We start from the raw sequence: 18,013 nt of genomic DNA, 5'->3' as shown, positions 1-18,013 counted from the left end.
CATGTCCTCGACAGCAGCGGAAACAACAACCCCCGTCCTTGACCCACGCCGATGGCTGGCCCTGGCTGTCATCGCCACCTCGACGTTGATGGTCGTGCTGGACTCCTCGATCGTCACCATCGCGCTGCCGGACGCACAGTCCGAGCTTGGGATCTCCGACACCGACCGGCAGTGGATCGTGACCGCCTACGGACTCGCCTTCGGCGGGCTCCTTCTGGTCGGCGGGAAGATCGCGGACTACTTCGGCCGCAGGCGGATGTTCCTCGTCGGGCTGGCCGGATTCGCGGCGGCGTCCGCTCTCGGGGGTGCGGCCGACGGCCAGCAGATGCTGATCGTGGCCCGTGCTCTGCAGGGCGCCTTCGCCGCCGTCCTCGCCCCGGCCGCGCTCTCGATGCTGGTGGTCACGTTCACCGACGAACGCGAACGAGCGAAGGCATTCGGCGTGTACGGAGCCGTGCAGGGCGCCGGCGGTGCGTTGGGCCTGGTGGCCGGCGGCCTGCTGACCGAGTACGTCGACTGGCGCTGGTGCCTGTACGTCAACGTACCGATCGGCGTCTTGGTCGGCCTCGTCGCGATTCCCTTGCTCGCGCATAGCCGGCCGGACCGTACGCACGGCCATGACGTCCTCGGCGCTGTGCTCGCGTCCGGGGGGCTGGCCGTACTGGTGTTCGGCTTCACCCGCGCCGCCGACCCGCGGGCCGGATGGCTGGACGGATCGACCATCGCGATCCTGGCGGCCGCACTGATTCTCCTCGGAGCATTTGCCCTCGTCGAGTCCCGCGTTCGGCACCCGATGCTTCCGTTGCGCGTCATCCTCCATCGCGATCGGGGCGGCGCGCTCCTCGGACAGCTGCTGATCTTCAGCGGGATCTTCGGGCTGTTCCTCTTCCTGACCTTCTACTTCCAGGTGAACCTGGGGTACACGCCGGTGCGAGCCGGCCTGGCATTCCTGCCCTTCAGTGCGGGGATCGTCCTGACCGCGGCTCTCGCCTCGACGCTGATGAGCCGTTTCGGTGCCAAGAAGATCCTGGTGACGGGTACGGCGGTCGCCGTGGCCGGCCTGCTGTGGCTGACCCGTCTGGACACCGCCGGCGGCTTCATCGACGTCGTACTGCCCGCTGAGATCGTCATGAGCATCGGCATCGGGCTGGTCCTGGTGCCGGCTACGGCGCTGGCGCTCGCCGGCGTGCGGCCCGGCGACGCCGGCGTGGCCAGCGCTCTGGTCAACACCACTCAGCAGGTTGGCGGAGCCTTGGGTACCGCGCTGCTCAACACGTTGTATGTCGGCGCGGTCGCCCGGTACGTCAGCACGCACGGCGGCCAGACGGCGCTCGAAGCCCAGCTGCACGGCTACCGCGTGGCATTCCTCGCCGGCGCAGCCCTCCTGGCTCTGGCCCTGGGAATCTTCGCGACCCTGATCCGCCGCGACGGCGGCGCACTATCCCCGACCGGAGGATCATTGTGAGAGACACGGAGAATCTGGCCATCATCGGCTCCGGGCCGGCCGGTTACACCGCCGCCCTCTATGCGGCCCGGGCGAACCTCGAACCCCTGGTGATCGAGGGATCGCAGTCCGGCGGCGCGCTGGTCAACACCACGATGGTGGAGAACTATCCGGGCTTCCCGGACGGCGTGCTCGGACCGGACCTCATGACGGCCATGCGCGCGCAGGCCGAGCGGTTCGGTGCCCGATTCGTCAACGACGACGTCACGAGCGTCCAACTGACCGAGCCGGTGAAGACGATCGACATCGGTGGGACGGTGCACACGGCCCGGGCGGTGATTCTGGCGACCGGCTCGGCGTGGCGTCCGCTCGGCGTACCCGGGGAGATGGAGCTTCTCGGCCGGGGTGTCTCCACCTGCGCCACGTGTGACGGCTTCTTCTTCCGCGGCCGGGAGATCGCGGTGGTCGGTGGCGGCGACTCGGCGATGGAGGAGGCCACCTTCCTCACCCGGTTCGCCGACCGGGTAACGATCGTCCACCGGCGGGATTCCTTCCGGGCCAGCAGGATCATGGCGCACCGGGCGCTCGCCGACCCGAAGATCACCGTCCGGTGGAACAGCACTGTCGAACGGATCCTCGACGACGACGGGGTGGTGACGGGCCTCGAGGTCAGGGACGTGCGTGACGGAACGTCCGATCGGCTGGGCGTCTCCGGCGTCTTCGTGGCGATCGGTCACACCGCGCGCAGCGACTTGTTCAAGGGTCAGGTGGCTCTCGACGACGACGGATACGTGCTGGTCGACCATCCGACAACCCGCACCGGCGTGGACGGAGTATTCGCGGCGGGCGATCTGGTGGACCGAGCGTACCGCCAGGCGATAACCGCGGCCGGAACCGGCGCAGCCGCCGGCCTCGACGCGGAACGCTACCTCACCTCACTTGAGCCCTGACCGCAATTTCTCTGCCGTACGCCCCTCGGTGGGCTGCTACGGCACCGATGGAAGGAATGAACAATGAACACTGCCCCTGGAAACGACGTCGAGTCGAGGAGCGCGGCAGTCGGTGCTGTCGACGATTTCGTCGCGGGCTGGAAAGAGTGGAAGGCGGGTCGCGACGGGTTCCTCGCCCAGCCGTTCAGCTGGCTGTCGGCCGTCGACACCATCTGGCTCGACCGGGCCCCGCAGCAATACCCCGGCGTGCCGGGAGAATGGTGGCAGGGCGATGGCGTGGCCTATGTCGACACCCTCGGACAGGCGATGACGTACGAGGGTGAGGAATTCACCGGGGTCCGATCGTTCGACATGGCCGGCAACGCCGGCGAGATCCGGGTGACGGCCGGCCGGGTGCAGATCGGCATCTCCTACCGTCAGGACTACATGATCATCCTGTACGACCCGGATTCCGAGGCTCGCGCTGAATTCACCGGCGTCCCCGCCTACCAGCCCGACCCGGCTTGGGTGCTCACCGGACATTTCGAACCGGCCGCGGCGGGCTCCAAGACAAGGCTCGAAACCGTCGGCTGGCAGGACTTCGACTACGACTCGTACGGCCGGGTCCACCTGACGCTAGCAGGCAAGCAGTACTCCTTCGTCGCCATGCCGCATCCGATGGGTGGAATGACGACCGTCTTCACCGACGGCACCAGTGGCGTGACGACGTATCCCGCATGCCGCTCGCTCGATTTCCCGGCTCCTGACGACGACGGCAACGTTGTGCTGGACTTCAACCGCGCAGCGAACCTGCCGTGCGCCTTCTACGACAACCCGGTATGCCCGATCCCGCCGCCCGAGTCCCGCCTGGAGGTGGCGGTCGAGGCGGGGGAGAAGACCCCCCAACGGCGCGCCGGGTGAGCTGAACCCGGTCGCCACGATGGTCGGCCGGCCCGGCGTTCCCGGGCCGGCCTTCCCCGGCGCGGCGTTTCCCGGGCCGGTGCAGTGATTGCCTGCACGGCTCGGTGATGTGAGGCGCGGCCGGGTCGTCGCTCCGTGGGTCCTGGTTGTTGGACGGTGGATCCGTTGTCAGGTAAAGGGTTCGGGTAGCGCGGTGAGGCGTTGGAGCGTGACGACGAGCTGGTCGGTTTAGGGCCGGCGGGCAGCGACGCGCAGGGTCGTGGTCCGGGCGGTGCGGGTGAGTTTCGCGGCGGTGAGTTCGACGATCTCGGCGCCGTCGCGTGGGCTGCCGTCGCCGTCGAGCGCTGCCACCCAACCTTGCGCAATGGTGATCGCGGCCACCGACCGGCGGTCCTCCAGCTGCTGCGCCCACGGGCCACGCGGTCGGGTCCGAGGCCACAGGCCCGAACAGGCCCAAGCACTTGAACGAACCGCTGGTCAAACGATCTTGTCGGCCAAATCGGCGAGCAGGCGGTGCCGGTACGACCGTCCACACCCCGAGCGCCACCAGCAACGACAACCTTCGGACGCGTACGAGTATCCTGCGCTCTGCAAGTGCCTTCCGATCTGGGACGATTGCGACTCTAGTACTCCAGCCCGGGATCGTGATGTAGACCTTGGTCGATGGCTGAGGTGACCTCGGTGGCGGTCGTGGTCGGGCTTGTGTTGGCAGTTTGGGTACCTGGCGTGATCGTGTGTCTAAATTTGGGTTCTTGCCTGCTGGATTTGCCGCACGATGGCATGGGCGCCGTGCGCTTGGGCGATGGCGTTCGCCTCGTCGAGTGTCGCGAGCGCGTCCGCGTGGCGGTCCTGGGCGGCGGCGATGTAGGCCAGCCCGACCATGTTGGCGGCCAAGCCCGGCAGCGCTCCCACCTCTCGGCGCAGCCGTGACGACTCCTCCAGCTGCCCGCGCGCTTCGTCCAGTCGACCGGCCATGTGCGCCGCGATGCCCAGGTGCCGCAGTGCCTCGGCCTGGGTCGACTTGTCGCCGATCTGCGCCGCCATCTGGCGGGACCTTTCCAGGTGTGGAACCGCGGTCACGTTGTCGCGCCGGATAACCTGATGCAGGCAGCCGATCCAGAACAGTGTCTCGGCTTGGCCGCGCGTGTCGCCCAGCGCCTGGTACAGCTGGGTCGCATGCTCAAACAACGGCAGTTCATCCGGGTCCTCGACGGGTGACGGGCCGCTGCTGGCGCGTTCGTTGAGGAACCGTGCATGCAGGATCCGCCCACGGGCCAGCGCGGCGTCGGCCTCCACCGCGTCTAGGTCCCGCTCGGCGTCGGCCAGCACGCTGGCATCGCCGCTGAACACGGCTTGTTCATAGAGCGTCCTGGCCCGTTCGATGCGATCTTCGGCGTTCATCGCCGCCCCCGTCCTGGCATCGCCACTGCATGCTGGGTCAGCAGTTTAGCGGTCCAGCGTCGGGTGATGTGGACGGTCAGCGATGGGTGGGGGGCGAGCTCGGTCCGCGCGCCTACGGGCATGCAGACGGCCACCACGTGATCATCGGTGACTTGTGGAGACAACTTCAGATTTCGTGGCGACCGCTGGGCAGAGCGTAGCGGCCGAGGAGTGGTTGGCCGAGTTCGACTCGGGGTTCGCCCGGATCGCGGGCCGATTCGGTCGGGTCGAGCCGCGCTGGCGGGCTCGGGCGTACCTGTTCGGCTTGATATCTGATGTGGACACACAGACGTGTTGGCAGTTGGCGGAACAGGCTGGAGAGGCCTCGCCGCACCGGATGCTGACCCGTGCCGCCACTGCTGGCGTGCCCGCCGCCTGGGCCACCGCGGACGAGTTCTACGGCGGAGACCGTGCACTACGCCGGGACCTGCAGGCCCGGCGCATGGGCTACGTCCTGGCGGTCGCGAAGAGCCACCGCGTGACCGCCAGCCCGGCTCTCGGGCCGCAGCGCGCTGATCAGATCACCGCCGCGCTGAGCCTGCCTGCGTGGAATCGGTACAGCGCCGGTGCCGGGGCCAAGGGGCCGCGCGACTACGACTGGGCATGGGTGGCGGTCACCCCGCCGGCCGACGAGCAGGTGGGGCACCACTGGTTGTTGGTACGCCGCCGCATCTGCGACGGCGAGCTGGCGTTTCTACCGCTGCTGGTCACCGACTCCGGTCGCGCTGCCTACCCTGGTCCGGGTGGCCGGCGCCCGTTGGTGCATCGAAACCGTGTTCCAGACCAGCAAGAACGCCACCGGGCTGGACGAACACCAGGTCCGCCGATGGGACTCCTGGTACCGGCACACCACCCTGGTCATGCTCGCCCATGCGATCCTCACCGTGATCGCCGCCCGTGAGCGCAGCCGCATCCAGCCGGACGACCAGAAGCTGATCCCGCTGACCGTAAACGAGATCCGCCGCCTGTTCGCCAGACTCGTCGCCACCACCCACACGATCAGCCACTGGCTGGCCTGGTCCCACTGGCGCCGCCTGCACCAAGCCCGTTCCCGGGCCAGCCACTACCGCCGCCGCGACCAGTAACCCATTCACTCGTAGTGAACAGATCCCGGGTCCGAACCAACCGCGCATCGACCGCCTTCTACATCACGATCCTGGGCTGGAGTACTAGACTAACCGTGACGCGTGGACCAGCCTCGGCTGATCGATTTTCGTTATATGGACACATTGGAACTGGCGCGGGTTCGGTTCGGGTGAGGATCTGCGGTGCGGCGAGGTGGCCGCCCGGGCGTGCCGGAAGGGCACGCCCGGGCTTTGAGGTTCCCGGAGCACGGATTCCCTGCGGGGCGATGTGTTATCGCAGGAGATTCAGGACGGGCTCACCGTAGCCGAGCGAGGGATCCTCTGCCGCGAGCCTCGCGTGGAAGACCACCACGACGTCCTTCGGGTTCACGCCCGGCGATGCGCTGAGCTTCTCGGCGAACGCCTTCATCGTGGCCAGCTTGTCGAACGCCTGACGCGGATCCGACAGCACCTGAATGATCATGAAATCGTCCGTGCGGGGCTCGCGCACGCCGAAGTTCCGGTCGTACTTGAAAGTATCGTCGTCGAGCTCCTCGAAGATGTGGAACTTGTCGCCTTCGGCGAGGTTGTACTTCTCGCGCATGGCCGAGTAGATGCTCTGCGAAACCGCCTCCAGGTATTCCGGAGACCTTCCGTTTTTCAGGGTGATGCGAACAATAGGCACAGTAATTCCTTCGGGTTCGACCGATTCATCGGCCCCTGTTTCGAGTCGAGCGGCAGCTTTCCCCTTGGGTGAGCAGCCCTGAGCTGAGGGTGTTGCGCTCAGGCGACACCAGCATGAAGCGGCGGACGGCGCGCGCACCTCTTGCCCGCGCGAGCCGGAGGCAACAGTCGCCTCGCCGCCCTCCACCTCCTAATGATGTCGTCTAACATCAAACTTATGATGATCGGCAGCATCATTGCTTGTCAAGGGCGGGACCCCATCTTTGATGTCGGCTATCATCACAACAGTCGGGACGTCACCTGCCCCGCCGAGGAGGTTTCCGAGATGCCCCGCATCACCCAGGAGCAGAAGAAGCTCAACCGCGAGAAGATCCTCCGTGCCGCTGGCGAAGGCTTCCGGCGACACGGCGTTGACGGGGTCGGCATCGAGGAGCTGATGAAAACCGCCGGCATGACCCACGGCGGCTTCTACAACCACTTCGCCTCCAAGGAAGACCTCGCCGTCGAGGTGTTCCGCCAAGGCTTCGCCGACTCCCTCGACGCCCTGGCCGCCATCCGCGAGGCCCGCCCCCGCTCCGCCCGTGCAGCCCTGAACGACCTGATCGACGACTACTTGACGCCCGACCATCGCGACCACCCGGAAACCGGCTGCGCCTCGGCCGCCCTCGCCGCTGACGCCGGCCGCCACGGCACCACTCTCCAAGCCGAATACCGCGGCGGTCTCGGCGGCTACCTCAGCGCCATCACCGACCTGATCCTCGACCGCGCACACCAGTCCGGCGCCGACCTCACCCCGGCCCAGGCCAGGGAACAGGCCATCGCCCTGTTCTGCCAGATGGTCGGCACCCTCGTCGTCTCCCGCGCCGTCACCGACGCCGACCCAGATCTGTCCGACGAAATACTGACCGTCGGACGTGCCCGCCTCCGGCGACGCTGACGCCCATAACGATCTACGGCTGGAGTACTAGGCAAGCCAGGTCATCCCAGGTCAGAAGCGACTTTGCGTTCCAGGACCCCGCCCGCCACCCTTGATGAAGGCCCGAGGCTGGCATTCCAATTGTGCCGACGATTTTCAGGACCAGGCCATGGTGGACAGCATCTATGCGTTCAAGCGGGTCACTGGCGTAGGCTCAGAAACCGAACTTCCAATCCTGGTAATCACCGCCGCAGAGGTGCACGTCCGCCACACTCGGCGTCGTGTCGGGCGCCTGGTTATTAAGGCAGTAACCGGGCTTATTCTTGTTCTCGAAGGTCCATGTTTGGTAGACATTGTCGGGCCTGTTCCATAGTTTGCCGTCCCACCGCGTAGTGCTATTGATGCCGCATTCTTGACTGGTGGTATAGACGGAGTCGGGCCTGTTCGTAGCAAGACACCAGCCGTTCACCATATTTCGAATCACAGCATCATTATTCTCGACGGAGATTTCCCACAGCTGGTGGTCGTTGGTGCCCGGCACGCTACAGATATTCATGTACACCACTCCGTTATTGGTGTCCAAGCAGCGTCCAGTTTTCCAGCTCCGGAGGATGTTGGTGCCCAAAGAACCGGCAGCGCTGGCCTGGGCCGGGGCCGGTGTTAGGGTTAGTGCGGATAATGCCACGACGATCGCTGCAAACAGAAATTTCATGCGGCTGATAAACAACAGCTTTCCTCTCGTTTCGTTGCAGGATTCAATCCGCGCACCTTGGCGAACTCTTTCCACTGATCACGCTTACGGTCCACGGCCAGTCGGGCTAGGCGATCCAACTTAAAGGCATCTAATATTGCACTGGAGTACAACCGCTCAATGGGAAGAGTCAAAGCGCTGTGCTGGCTCAATCGGAGCCGGGCGCCTACGTCACTTACGCGTACACGCGCCCAACCTCCGACTTTCGCGCGTCCAGCAGAGTGGAGGTGGGCTGGCGTAGTCGATCTTGGGCTGGAAGCCCGTCGTCGCTTGCCGGTTGAAGTCCGGTCCCCGAATTCGCCGGTGAAGGCCGTGGAAGCGGTGTAGCGCCGGGATCACAGCCGTGAAGGACTCCCCGGCGTATGAGGCGCGGCACTTTCTTACGCGTCCAGGCAGCGGCGTTGACCGAAGGGGAATCGTCCGGTGCGCGCCCGCGCCGAATCTGCCCCGCTCGATTCCGCTGGCGCCCCGGAGCGGGAATCGTTCACCACACGACACCGAGCCGGAAGGAGTGGTGAGCTGATGGCCCAGTCCCCCGAATATCCGGACTTGACATGGATGCCGCCCAAGTCATGGACCGACGCCAATCGATCGAGCGTGCAGCTGATCGTCATCCACAGCACCGAGGGCAGCAGCCACTCCAAGTCCGCGGAGGACGGCGCCGGCTATGACCAGCGGCGTACCGATGGGACGTCGGCGCACTACTTCGTGGACAGCGACTCGATCGTGCAGTGTGTCCGCACCGGGGACCAGGCTCACACCGCCCGGCCGCAGGGCAACAAGCGTGGCATTCACTACGAGCTGTGCGCCCGGGCCGCGTGGAAGTCCGAGTGGCGGGAGAGTTACGCCCAGGCCATGCTCCGCCGTGCCGCGCGCCAGGCGGCCCGGGACGCGAAGAAGTGGAGCATTCCGGTCCGGCACCTCTCCGTCACCGAAGTCCGGGACGGGGTGAAGGGATTCTGCTCGCATGCGGACATCACCCGTGCGTTCCCGGCCGACAACGGCACGCACACCGACCCGGGACCGAACTTCCCCTGGACGCAATTCCTGAACCTCGTGCGGGAAGAGCTCGCACCCGACAGTGAGGAGACCGGAGTGTCGGTCGCAGATGTGGATGCCTACTTCGCCAGTGCGGCGAAGGCGATCCGGCAGGATGGCGAGTACGGGCCTGCCGACAAGCAACGCCGGGACAACGTCGCCGCAGTGTTGCGGTTCGCGCTGGGGCTCGAGTTCGACGACCAGTCGGTGGAGAACCTGCCGTCCGGGCCGAAGGGTCAGCTCAATCAGATCAAGGCTTTCGTCGAGCAGCCGCCGCGCTGACGGTGCAGGGCTGACCGGGCCGCTCGCCGAGCCGGCCCGGTCAGTCCCTTTCTCAGCGATGACCTCTGAAGGTGCGGCGGAGATCCACGACCCACTCGTCCGGATCACGCGTCGCTTTTGCCATCCGGGCCGGGTTCATCTCAGGTGTCGCCGCGCCCTGGGCGCGTCAGACGGTCACCGACAGCTCGGCGAGTCCGTGCATCAGGATGCTCGGCCGCCACCGCGGCCGGAAGCCGTCGGTCAGTTCGAGGCCGGGGATCCGGTCAAGCAGGGCCTCGAAGACGATGCGCGCCTCCAGACGGGCGAGCGGCGCGCCGAGGCAGTGGTGGATGCCGTGCCCGAACGCGACGTGGGACGAGCCGTCCCGGGTCAGGTCGAACGAGTCGGCGTCGGGGAAGCGCTCGCCGTCGCGGTTGGCCGACAGGATCGAGATGAGCACGGTGGATCCCGCGGGAATCAGGTGCTCGCCGTACGTGACGTCCTCGGCGGCGATCCGGTGGGTGCTCAACTGCACCGGGCTGTCGTACCGGAGCATCTCCTCGATGGCGGCGGGCAGCCGCTCGGGGCAATTCCGCAGCAGCTCCCAGCGCTCGCGGTCCTCGAGCATCCGGTACGCCCCGTTGCCGATCAGCGCCGCCGTGGTGTCGTGCCCGGCGAGCAACAACAGGTAGATGGTGGAGATCACCTCGTTCTCGGTGAGCGAACCGTCATCGCCGCCCGGGGCGATCAGGAGGGAGGCCACATCGGTGGCCGGGAGCTCGCGTTTGGCCGCCAGCAGGGCCCGGATGTACGCGATCAGGTTGGCCTGTGCCGCGGGCAGTTCCGCCCGGCGCGCGGCCCCGGCGACCAGGATGTGGGACCACCGCGCGAAGTCGTCACGGTCCTCCGCCGGTACGCCGAGCATCTCCGAGATGACCGCGATCGGCAGCGGGAAGGCCAGCTCGGCCATCAGGTCGTGCCGCCCCGGCCGGGCCAGATCGTCCAGCAGCCGGTCGGTGATGGCCCGGACGGCGGGCGTGAGCGCGGCGATCGCGCCCGGCGTGAACGCGGGCCGGACCGCGCGGCGCAGCCGGGAGTGGTCCGGCGGGTTGACCACCAGCATGTGGTGGCGGGTCGCCTCGTCGATGTCGGGCGGAACCACGGGACGGTAACCGACCGGGGAGAGCAGGCCGTCCTTGGTCAGGCGCGGGTCGGTCAGCGCCCGGCGGACGTCGTCGTGCCGGGTCAGCAGCCAGCCGGTGCGCCCATCCGGCAACGTCAGCGGCGCCACGGGTTGTTGTTCGCGGTAGACCGCCAGGACGTCGTAGATGTCCTCGGTGAGGAAGCCCGCGAAGGGCTCGGCGGCCGCGGCCGGGTTCACCTGGTGGTTCACGAATGCCTCCCGTTTCTCACGGCCGGCTGTCCCGCGGGCTCAGCCACAGCCGGATGACGGCTTCGCGGAACGCGGCGGTCAGCGGCGGATCGATCAGGATCGAGGGTCCGGCCGGGTCTTCGTCGTGCACCTGACCACTGTCCCGCCCCGGTGGTCGGGTCCCCGCGTGGACGACGGACCGGGCCGACATGTCTGCCTGTTCGATCAATGGTCGTTGCGGCGGCTCGCCGCGCGAACGAGTCTGTCTCCGGGCGTGCCTTCGCGGGACACGATGCATGGCGCCAGGGCCGGGGAGCTCAGGTTCCCCGGCCCTGGGCTGTCCGCAGGCCCGCGCCGACCGGTTCAGTGATGTGCGAACAGCTGCCGGTGCCGGGTCGGGGTGATGCTGGTCGCGCGGCGGAAGTGTGAGCGCAGGTTGGGTGGTGTGCCCAGGCCGACCTGGCGGGCGATCTCGTCGACCGTCAGGTCGGTGGCTTCGAGCAATTCCTTGGTACGCCCGATGCGTTGCTGGTGCAGCCAGACGAGTGGGGTCATCGAGGTGCGCTCGACGAAGCGCCGGTGAAACGTACGGGCGGACATGTGCGCCTTGGCGGCCATCTGTGCCACGGTGATCGGTTGACCGAGCGAGGCCAGCATCCACTGCTGGGCCGCCGCGACCGCGTCGTCGGCCGGGGGGATCGGTGGTGCTTCGAAGAACTGGGCCTGCTGGCCGTCCCGGTGCGGGGCCATCACGATGCGCCTGGCCACCCGGTTGGCGATCGACGCGCCCAGGTCCTTGCGCAGGATGTGCAGCGACAGATCGACCCCGGCCGTGACCCCGCCGGAGGTCAGCACCGATCCGTTGTCCGCGTAGAGCAGCGCCGGATCGACGGTGGTGTGCGGATACTGCGCGGCGAGCTGGTCGCAGAGTGACCAGTGGGTGGTGACGGTCAGCCCGTCGAGCAGGCCGGCCTGTGCCAGCGCGAACGTGCCGGAACAGATGGAAACCATGCGGGTGCCGCGTTTCGCGGCCGCCCGCAGCATGCCGACCGTCATCGGGTCCAGCCGTTCGGTGGCGGCGCCTCCATAGCCGGGAACGATGACGGTGTCCGCGTCGCGGGCCAGGTGGATGTCACCGTCGGGGATGAGGCTGAGGCCCCCGGCCACGTCCACCGGCTTGCCGTCCGCGGTGGCTGTCCGCACCTCGTAGAACTCCGGCGCCTCGCGGGCGAAGATGTGCATCGGGATCGCGAAGTCGAGCGGCAGCACCTGGTTCAGGAGGATCAAACAGATCCGGTGACGAGCCATGGCAGGATCCTACCTCCAGGTGTCATTCCTGCCACTGTTCGGGCGGGAAGCTTTCGCCGAAGATTGTTGGCATGACTACAAATCAACCTTCGATCGTGCTGGTCCATGGAGCTCTCACCGACGCCTCGGTGTGGCACGGCGTCATCGGACGGCTGCTGTCCCGGGGCTATCCGGTTCTGGCACCGGCCATGCCGATGCGCGGGCTCGCCTCGGATGTCGCCTATCTCCGGAGCTTCCTGGAGACGGTGGACGGACCGGTGGTCATCGCCGGTCATTCGTACGGTGGCTCGGTCATCTCCGATCCGGCCGCCCTGACCCCAGCGGTGCGGGCCCTGGTCTTCGTGGCGGCGTTCCAGCAGGACGAGAACGAGACCGCGGGCGAGCTCAACTACAAGTTCCCGGGCAGCAAGCTGACGCCCGAGACGACGGTGACGCGTCCCTACCCGGGCGGCCAGGACATGTATCTGCGGGCGGAGAACTTCGCCGAGGTGTACGCCGCCGATCTCGACCCCGGCACCGCGGCGGTGCTGGCCGCCGCGCAGCACGCGATCGACCCGGATGCTCTCGGCGAGACCCTGTCCGGCCCGGCGACCTGGCGTTCGCTGCCGTCCTGGGCTCTGGTGAGCGCCGCCGACCACTCCATCCCGACCGAGGCACAGCGGTTCATGGCCGAGCGCGCCGGCTCCACCGTCGTCGAGATCGACACCGCGCATGCCGCGCCGGTCGCCTTCCCGGCCGAGACCGCCGACCTCATCGAGTCGGCCGTTCGCGGTAGCCGATAGTGAGTCGTACGGCATGCCGGCGGGCCGTGCTCACCGGCATGCCGTCGTCGATCGAACGGGAATCGTTCGCTGTCCACCTGTCCGGGAGCTTGCTTCTTCCGTTTCGCCCCGGCGAGCATCGGCGGTGACACGAGGCGAAATGGAGATCGGATCATGCTCGACAATCCGCCGTACACATCGGCGCGCATCCCTGAATTCGGGGCGATCACTTATGTGGACGTCTTCTTCGACGACCTCGACTGGCTCGGGATGCTGCACAACAGCCGGTTCGGCATCCTGGTCGAGCGAGCGTGGTCGATCTACTGGCGGCGGCAGAACGTGGCGGTCTCGTCGGACTGGACCCTGAAGGAAAACGGCTTCATTCTCACCAAACAGTTCTCCATCACGTACGACAACCCGGTCCCGCACCCCGGCCGCTACGCCGTCCACCTCTGGGTCGAACGACTGGGAACCAGCTCGATGACCTACGGCTTCAAGCTGCAGAGCCTGGACGGCGGGACCGTGTTCGCGCATGGGAACCGGACCCTCGTCAATCTGGATCCGGAAGCCGGGGTGCCGACGCCATGGAGCGAAGAAGGCCGATCGGTGGCGTCGAAGCTGAAGCAGTGACCCCCTGAGGACGCCCACCGACGAGCAGCTCACGACGGCGGTGGCGCGAAGGTTGTGAGCAGCGCGAGAGTCTCGGCGATTGGGGCGGATCGGGGACCGGCCGGGCCATCGTTCCGCTCGAGAGGAAGACGGCGGCCGGTCCTCATCCACCACGCGACCTTCGCAGCGACGGAAGGACCGGGCCCGGTCGCTGCCTTTGACCGAAGGGGAACGATTCGGTGCCTACAATCCGTTGCGCTTGCCGTGGCTGACGGCCGCATACGACCATCCTGGTCATGTCGAAGACGTGGTTCATCACGGGAGCCTCACGGGGCTTGGGGCGCCAATGGACTGAGGCGGCGCTGGAACGGGGAGACTCGGTCGCGGCGGCTGTGCGGGATCTCGCGTCGGTGGAGATGCTGCGGTCGCGCTACCCGGAGACCCTGCTGCCGGTCCGGCTGGACGTCACCGACCGCGACGAGGCCTACGCGGCGGTCACCACGGCCGCAGAACGGTTCGGCAAGCTCGACGTCGTGATCAACGCGGCCGGGTACGGGCACTTCGGCGTGATCGAGGAACTGACCGAGGCCGAGGTCCGCGCGCAGATGGAGGCCAACTTCTACGGCATGCTGTGGGTGACTCAGGCCGTACTGCCGCTGATGCGGGCGGCGGGATCGGGTCACATCATCCAGGTCTCCTCGTACGGCGGGGTGACGACCTTTCCGGTGGTCGGCGCGTACGCGGCGTCGAAGTGGGCGGTGGAGGGACTCAACCAGACGCTGGCGCAGGAGGTCGGCGACTTCGGCATCCGGGTGACGCTGGTCGAGCCTGGCCCGTACGCCACCGACTGGGCCGGCTCGTCGGCCCGGGCCAGTGTGGCCGACCCGGCGTACGCGGACGTCAAGAAGCGCAACGCCGAGTACTGGGCGGCCGCGTCCTTCGGGGACCCAGCCGCCACCCGCGGCGCGATCCTGAGGCTCGCCGATGCGCCACACCCGCCGTTGCGCATGTTCCTCGGGCGTGCGCCGCTGGACATCGTGTCCCGTGACTACGAGGACCGCCTGGCGACGTGGCGGAAGTGGCAGCCGGTCGCTGAGGAGGCCCACTGACCGCGGGCTCCAAGGGATAGCACCAAGGTGCCCGGGCGCCCGCCGGTCGGCGATCGGCCTTTCGCAATGACGACCTCGCCGACCCGGCGCAACCCCGTTATACCGTGAGCCAGCTTCGCGACCTGCAACGCCTGTTGAGGAAAGCGGCACGCACGCTATCACCGTCGATGGAGACGCACGTCGCATTCCATTCGTGCAGGGGATTCTGGCCGAGGCGGTCAGGCAACTCGGCCGCGGCTGACAGCGCGCCAGTGCGGTGCCGGACGGGCACCGCACTGGCGCACCACCCTCAGCCGCCGATGACGTTGATGCCGAAGTCGCGGCTGGCCGTCTCGAAGTCCTGGAAGAGCACTCGGGCGCGGTTCTCGCCGAGGTGGCCGCTGAAGGTGCCCTTGGCGATCGCGCGGGTGTTGGAGTCGAGCACATAGAGCGGCCCGCCGCTGTCGCCTGCCAGCGCGGGGGTGCCGTTCAGCTGGTCGGCGATGACCAGGTCGTCGACGCACAGGCTGCCGTCGGCGTTGCAGCCCGACCACTGGAAGGTGTCGCTGACCCGGTAGTTGCAGACGGTGCCGGAATAGACGCCCTCGCGACAGAGGAATTCGCCGGGGAAAGTGCCGGCCCAGCCGCCGACACCCAGGGTTCCGACCGCATCGGCCCGTGCGCCGCCGAACCAGATCTTGCCCTCCACCGGTGCGGAGATGAGCATCAGGTCGTGCGACCTGTGCTTGGCCGTGGCGGTCCCGATCGGCTGGTTGAGGCCGCCCCGGAACTGCGAACCGACGTCGCCGCAGTGGCCGGCCGTCAGCAGGTACGTTCCTGAGCTGTTGGCGACGGAGAACCCGGACGTGCAGCCCAAATTGCCGGTGTGGATATCGCTGCCGCCCTGGAACGGCGCGGGGTCGTCGACCCGGTTCTGTAGGACGAGGGGGCCGTCGGTGCGAACCTTGACGTCGATGCCGGCCGGAATGCCCAGTCTGGACCGGCTTTCGGCCGCCGTACGCCGGGACGCCGAGGCGGTGCCGTTGAGGACAAGACCCCGGCCGTTGTACGCGATCTCGACGCTGCTGAACGCCGACCCACCGGCGCGGATGTGGGCCATGGCCGTTGCCGCGGCTGCGGTCAGCTCGGCCCGGGAGTGGGCGGCGACGGCCATCTCGACCGGCGCAACGTCGCGGGCGGCGGTGACTGCTGCTGCGACCCGCGAGGGCACCGCACCCTTCCACCACACCGTCACGTGGTCGTCGTCAAGGGTGATCCCGGCATAACCGGCGGGCGCCGTCCCGCTGCCGTCGACCGCGACCCGCCGGATCGTCTCGGCCGCCGCGCTCAGTGGCACCTGAGCCGCCATGACGGCGCGATCCGAAGGTGAGATCCGGGCCGTCGCGCTGACCGGAGCCGGCTCGACGGACACCTGTTCGGCCTGGCCACTCGCGGCCGGGATGAGCGCGGTCACCGTAGTCACCGCTACAGCGAGGGCTAGAAATCGATGCTTGTAAATCATGCTAGGAGAATAGGAGCGTTCGATGGGGCGAAGGGCCTCCTTGTCCAAAGGGGAGCGAGTGTCGACCCGGGTGTTCACCACGCCTGGTTCGTTCTCGCGGGCAGAAGTCGGGGTGGGAACAGGCATCGGTCCGCCCGCCTGATCCATCCCGTTGACCGGGCGATGCGTGCTAGGTGATGCATCGGTGTCTGCCTGGTTAGACCAGCCTCGTCGTTTCGGGAAAGTGTCGTGGCGTTTTAGATCGCTGCCCTTGCTCGTCGGCCCGGACAAAGCTTGGCTGTGTCGCATGGCGGGTGAGACGCGAGGCACAAGAAGCGATCAATCTTCCGGTTATGCCGGTGACTTGTTCCTCCAACTGGCCGAGGATGGCCGGCTGAGGATGAATCCGGATCTGGCCGACCGTATGATCGCCGATCTCGAGCGAACCCTGGCGGTGCTTAACGCCCGCATGCGAATGATCCGCGTCTGGCGGTCGGCCTCTGTCGATGCCGAGTTCACCGACGCTGTGATGGACGCCGTGTTCCAGGAGCAGACGTGTCCGGGACAGCTGGAGCGAGCGGTCATCGAGCTACCCAAGTATCTCGAGGCGTTGCGCCTGGCCAGGCAAGTCTCTCCGTGAATACAGCCGGCGCTCGTTCCCCGGACGGGAACGAGCGCCGGTGTGGTCCACACGGGGGAGTGGACCAGATTGTGGTCTGCGTCAGTCGGAGGTAACCCGGATCACCTTGGGTCGTAGGGTCATGTAGGTGGCGGCACCGCCTCCGACGAGCACGGTGGCGACGAGGATCAGCCACCACACGTTGGGGCCGGTCAGCGGAAGGCCTCCGGCCGAGCCCCCGGCGCCGGGCGCCGCCGATGAGGACGGCCCGGTGGAGGGTTCCGCCGACGGCCGGGGAGTATCGCGCAGCAACATCCACTCCAGGACCTTGTCGGGAGCGCCGACGGTCGTCACGAGGGCCGTCAGGTATCCCTTTGTCTGCCCCTCGAGCGTGGGGTGCAGCACGGTCCGGTTCGGTACGCCTTCCGCACCGACCAGCCACGACGCATTCCCGCAGACCTCGTGGCCCTGGAAAGGCTTGGCGACGTCCACATACACGGCGCCCTTGATGGCCGCCAGCTCGAGGTAGAGCTGATTGAGGCCGGCGATCGCGGCGTTGCCGCCGGCGAGGGCCTTCGCCGGCAGCGGGAGTTTCGGGCACTCCGGCGTGAACGGCAAGGGATAGCCGACCAGAGCTACCTTTGCCTTCGGCGCCTTGTCCTTGATCGTGTCGACCAGGCGGCTCAGTTCGGCGGGCAACGCGGCGCTGAGTGCGGGAAGCGCCTCCAGCCGGGCCTCGCAATCCTTCGTCTGGCCCGGGTCGGCGCAGGACTCCAGCGTGGTGATGAGTTCGAGGTCGTTGACGCCGACCTGCAGCGTCACCAGGTCGGTGTCCTGGCCGAGTTCGCCGAGCTGGTTCTTCCTGACGTCGAGCGTCGTCGCGCCGCTGCAGGCGTTGACTTCGAGCTTCACCGCGTCCGGGTCGAGCTGCGACCACTGGGCGGCGTAGGCGCCAGGGGTACGCCGGCACTCACCGTCGGTCTCGGTCCCAGCCCCCACACCGGAGGCGTACGAGTCCCCGAGTGCCACGGCGTCCACCGTGACGTCCACGGCCTTCGCCGAGGCCGGTGAGCCGGGCACGAGGGTCGCCAGGGCGACGCAGGCCACGGCGACGGCCGATGGCCACCTCGTCACGGACGTCCTTACTAATTGCATTCGCTGCCTTTCCAAGGAATAGCCGGAATAGCGTCAGCTGTCATCGGCGGAGTGTCGGCCGTGTAAACGCAGGCCACAGAATATAGCCGCACAAAGCGTCGGCGAAACTTTGGAGCTGATTCGATCAAAGGCGCACGAAACGCTGCGCGGAT

Annotated in this window: 17 protein-coding genes and 1 pseudogene; 10 read left to right on the top strand and 8 right to left on the bottom strand. The window is 67.4% G+C overall.

All coding sequences use genetic code 11. The annotated features are described in order from the left end of the window. The first annotated feature begins 1 nt into the window (after nt 1). The 3 genes from AB0M54_RS40375 to AB0M54_RS40365 all read left to right on the top strand — a co-directional run bounded on the left by AB0M54_RS40375 (nt 2) and on the right by AB0M54_RS40365 (nt 3,294). Nucleotides 2-1,465 (top strand): MFS transporter, encoded by a 1,464-nt coding sequence (locus AB0M54_RS40375; RefSeq protein ID WP_364477374.1) that lies wholly within the window; start codon nt 2-4, stop codon nt 1,463-1,465. Next, a complete protein-coding gene (gene trxB / locus AB0M54_RS40370; protein ID WP_364477371.1) occupies nt 1,462-2,394 on the top strand; it encodes a thioredoxin-disulfide reductase in 933 nt (310 codons plus the stop codon). Before AB0M54_RS40375 ends, trxB begins: the two co-directional genes overlap by 4 nt. 63 nt (nt 2,395-2,457) lie before the next feature. After that, nucleotides 2,458-3,294 carry a DUF1684 domain-containing protein gene (locus AB0M54_RS40365; protein ID WP_364477368.1) on the top strand — a complete coding sequence of 279 codons (837 nt, stop codon included), beginning with the start codon at nt 2,458-2,460 and terminating at the stop codon, nt 3,292-3,294. A gap of 228 nt (nt 3,295-3,522) precedes the next feature. Here AB0M54_RS40365 and AB0M54_RS40360 read toward each other — a convergent pair whose 3' ends face one another. Together AB0M54_RS40360 and AB0M54_RS40355 are read right to left on the bottom strand one after the other, a co-directional pair. Further along, nucleotides 3,523-3,645 carry a hypothetical protein gene (locus AB0M54_RS40360; RefSeq protein ID WP_364323862.1) on the bottom strand — a complete coding sequence of 41 codons (123 nt, stop codon included), beginning with the start codon at nt 3,643-3,645 and terminating at the stop codon, nt 3,523-3,525. 387 nt (nt 3,646-4,032) lie between these two features. Then, complete coding sequence (locus AB0M54_RS40355) at nt 4,033-4,695, bottom strand: tetratricopeptide repeat protein (RefSeq protein ID WP_364323864.1); 663 nt, start codon at nt 4,693-4,695, stop codon at nt 4,033-4,035. 214 nt (nt 4,696-4,909) lie between these two features. Between AB0M54_RS40355 and AB0M54_RS40350 the strand changes: the two are divergent. Next, a pseudogene (locus AB0M54_RS40350) lies at nt 4,910-5,819 on the top strand (transposase). Nucleotides 5,820-6,090: 271 nt separating this feature from the next. Here the strand turns inward: AB0M54_RS40350 and AB0M54_RS40345 are convergent. Further along, on the bottom strand, nt 6,091-6,669 hold the full coding sequence (locus AB0M54_RS40345) for a tautomerase family protein (protein WP_364323865.1): 579 nt from the start codon (nt 6,667-6,669) through the stop codon (nt 6,091-6,093). 30 nt (nt 6,670-6,699) lie between these two features. On the opposite strand from AB0M54_RS40345, the gene AB0M54_RS40340 reads away from it, so the two are divergent. After that, nucleotides 6,700-7,419 carry a TetR/AcrR family transcriptional regulator gene (locus AB0M54_RS40340; RefSeq protein WP_364477365.1) on the top strand — a complete coding sequence of 240 codons (720 nt, stop codon included), beginning with the start codon at nt 6,700-6,702 and terminating at the stop codon, nt 7,417-7,419. A gap of 193 nt (nt 7,420-7,612) precedes the next feature. On the opposite strand, the gene AB0M54_RS40335 is transcribed toward AB0M54_RS40340, so the two are convergent. Next, nucleotides 7,613-8,110: an RICIN domain-containing protein gene (locus AB0M54_RS40335; protein WP_364477362.1), complete on the bottom strand. Its 498-nt coding sequence runs from the start codon at nt 8,108-8,110 to the stop codon at nt 7,613-7,615. A 462-nt stretch (nt 8,111-8,572) separates the two neighbouring features. On the opposite strand from AB0M54_RS40335, the gene AB0M54_RS40330 reads away from it, so the two are divergent. After that, complete coding sequence (locus tag AB0M54_RS40330; RefSeq protein ID WP_364323871.1) at nt 8,573-9,469, top strand: N-acetylmuramoyl-L-alanine amidase; 897 nt, start codon at nt 8,573-8,575, stop codon at nt 9,467-9,469. 166 nt (nt 9,470-9,635) lie between these two features. Here the strand turns inward: AB0M54_RS40330 and AB0M54_RS40325 are convergent, their stop codons facing one another. After that, a complete protein-coding gene (locus AB0M54_RS40325) occupies nt 9,636-10,841 on the bottom strand; it encodes a cytochrome P450 (RefSeq protein ID WP_364477359.1) in 1,206 nt (401 codons plus the stop codon). A 342-nt stretch (nt 10,842-11,183) separates the two neighbouring features. Further along, nucleotides 11,184-12,128 carry a DJ-1/PfpI family protein gene (locus tag AB0M54_RS40320; protein ID WP_364477356.1) on the bottom strand — a complete coding sequence of 315 codons (945 nt, stop codon included), beginning with the start codon at nt 12,126-12,128 and terminating at the stop codon, nt 11,184-11,186. Between the two features lie 71 nt (nt 12,129-12,199). Between AB0M54_RS40320 and AB0M54_RS40315 the strand changes: the two genes are divergently transcribed. The 3 genes from AB0M54_RS40315 (at nt 12,200) to AB0M54_RS40305 (ending at nt 14,607) form a co-directional block, all read left to right on the top strand. Further along, a complete protein-coding gene (locus tag AB0M54_RS40315) occupies nt 12,200-12,910 on the top strand; it encodes an alpha/beta hydrolase (protein WP_364477353.1) in 711 nt (236 codons plus the stop codon). Nucleotides 12,911-13,063: 153 nt separating this feature from the next. Further along, nucleotides 13,064-13,519 (top strand): thioesterase family protein, encoded by a 456-nt coding sequence (locus AB0M54_RS40310; protein ID WP_364323878.1) that lies wholly within the window; start codon nt 13,064-13,066, stop codon nt 13,517-13,519. A 275-nt stretch (nt 13,520-13,794) separates the two neighbouring features. Next, nucleotides 13,795-14,607 (top strand): SDR family NAD(P)-dependent oxidoreductase, encoded by an 813-nt coding sequence (locus tag AB0M54_RS40305; protein ID WP_364323880.1) that lies wholly within the window; start codon nt 13,795-13,797, stop codon nt 14,605-14,607. Between the two features lie 289 nt (nt 14,608-14,896). Here AB0M54_RS40305 and AB0M54_RS40300 read toward each other — a convergent pair whose 3' ends face one another. Then, nucleotides 14,897-16,189: a hypothetical protein gene (locus AB0M54_RS40300; RefSeq protein WP_364477350.1), complete on the bottom strand. Its 1,293-nt coding sequence runs from the start codon at nt 16,187-16,189 to the stop codon at nt 14,897-14,899. Between the two features lie 205 nt (nt 16,190-16,394). On the opposite strand from AB0M54_RS40300, the gene AB0M54_RS40295 reads away from it, so the two are divergent. Then, nucleotides 16,395-16,727: a hypothetical protein gene (locus AB0M54_RS40295; RefSeq protein WP_364477347.1), complete on the top strand. Its 333-nt coding sequence runs from the start codon at nt 16,395-16,397 to the stop codon at nt 16,725-16,727. An 81-nt stretch (nt 16,728-16,808) separates the two neighbouring features. On the opposite strand, the gene AB0M54_RS40290 is transcribed toward AB0M54_RS40295, so the two are convergent. Then, entirely contained in the window at nt 16,809-17,840 is a 1,032-nt protein-coding gene (locus AB0M54_RS40290) for an SGNH/GDSL hydrolase family protein (RefSeq protein WP_364477344.1), read from the bottom strand. Between the last annotated feature and the right edge of the window lie 173 nt (nt 17,841-18,013).

Source organism: Actinoplanes sp. NPDC051470 (assembly GCF_040682035.1).
In the GTDB taxonomy this organism is placed as follows: domain Bacteria; phylum Actinomycetota; class Actinomycetes; order Mycobacteriales; family Micromonosporaceae; genus Actinoplanes.
The sequence above is the reverse complement of the archived record's forward strand: the minus strand, read 5'-3'. Positions and strand labels throughout refer to the sequence as shown.

Bases quoted from the DNA above. Each gene is read 5' to 3' on its own strand.
- AB0M54_RS40315 (WP_364477353.1), top strand. From the start codon at position 12,200: ATGACTACAAATCAACCTTCGATCGTGCTGGTCCATGGAGCTCTCACC.
- AB0M54_RS40305 (WP_364323880.1), top strand. From the start codon at position 13,795: ATGTCGAAGACGTGGTTCATCACGGGAGCCTCACGGGGCTTGGGGCGC.
- AB0M54_RS40335 (WP_364477362.1), bottom strand. From the start codon at position 8,110: ATGAAATTTCTGTTTGCAGCGATCGTCGTGGCATTATCCGCACTAACC.
- AB0M54_RS40375 (WP_364477374.1), top strand. From the start codon at position 2: ATGTCCTCGACAGCAGCGGAAACAACAACCCCCGTCCTTGACCCACGC.
- AB0M54_RS40365 (WP_364477368.1), top strand. From the start codon at position 2,458: ATGAACACTGCCCCTGGAAACGACGTCGAGTCGAGGAGCGCGGCAGTC.
- AB0M54_RS40340 (WP_364477365.1), top strand. From the start codon at position 6,700: ATGATGATCGGCAGCATCATTGCTTGTCAAGGGCGGGACCCCATCTTT.
- AB0M54_RS40355 (WP_364323864.1), bottom strand. From the start codon at position 4,695: ATGAACGCCGAAGATCGCATCGAACGGGCCAGGACGCTCTATGAACAA.
- AB0M54_RS40295 (WP_364477347.1), top strand. From the start codon at position 16,395: ATGGCGGGTGAGACGCGAGGCACAAGAAGCGATCAATCTTCCGGTTAT.
- AB0M54_RS40310 (WP_364323878.1), top strand. From the start codon at position 13,064: ATGCTCGACAATCCGCCGTACACATCGGCGCGCATCCCTGAATTCGGG.
- AB0M54_RS40320 (WP_364477356.1), bottom strand. From the start codon at position 12,128: ATGGCTCGTCACCGGATCTGTTTGATCCTCCTGAACCAGGTGCTGCCG.